The organism is Phreatobacter sp. (assembly GCF_051860605.1).
Classification (GTDB): domain Bacteria; phylum Pseudomonadota; class Alphaproteobacteria; order Rhizobiales; family Phreatobacteraceae; genus Phreatobacter.
Genome location: NZ_JBHYDR010000027.1, coordinates 1 through 731 on the forward strand (window position 1 = coordinate 1; position 731 = coordinate 731).

At 67.3% G+C, this 731-nt stretch carries 1 protein-coding gene; it reads left to right on the forward strand.

The genetic code is table 11. The annotated features are described in order from the left end of the window. The coding region (locus ACTIFS_RS21705) for an ATP-binding cassette domain-containing protein (protein ID WP_439576207.1) at positions 1 to 731 on the forward strand (731 nt) is incomplete at both ends.

A 731-nucleotide genomic window follows, 5' to 3' on the forward strand; every position in this document is an offset into this window, starting at 1 on the left:
TTTCCTCGGGCACGATCAGCATCGGCGACCGGGTCGTCAACCGGATCGATCCGGCCGACCGTGACATCGCCATGGTGTTCCAGAACTACGCGCTCTATCCGCATATGAGCGTCTACAACAACCTCGCCTATGGCCTCAGGAATCGCGGCGTGCCCAAGGACGAGATCGACCGGCGCGTCAAGGAAGCCGCCCGCATCCTCGAGATCGGCGCCTTCCTCGAGCGCAAGCCCAAAGCCCTCTCCGGTGGCCAGCGCCAGCGCGTTGCCATGGGCCGCGCCATCGTGCGCGAGCCCGCCGCCTTCCTCTTCGACGAGCCGCTCTCCAACCTCGATGCCAAGCTGCGCGTGCAGATGCGCGTCGAGATCAAGCGCCTGCAGAAGAGCCTCGGCACCACCTCGGTCTATGTCACCCATGACCAGCTCGAGGCCATGACGCTGGCCGACCGGCTCGTCGTGCTCAATGGCGGCGCCATCGAGCAGATCGGCGATCCGATCTCGGTCTATGAACAGCCCGCCTCCACCTTCGTCGCCTCCTTCATCGGCTCGCCGGCCATGAACCTGATCCCGGTCAGCCTGCGCGACGGCCGCGCCACCCTCGACAGCGAAACGGCAGCAGGGGGCACCGGCCTTACCGGGCCCGACCTTGCCAATGGAGCTGGCTATACGCTGGGCGTGCGGCCCGAGCACTTCGTGCCGGCAAGCGAGCGGCCCGCCGGTCCCGGCGACCTCAGC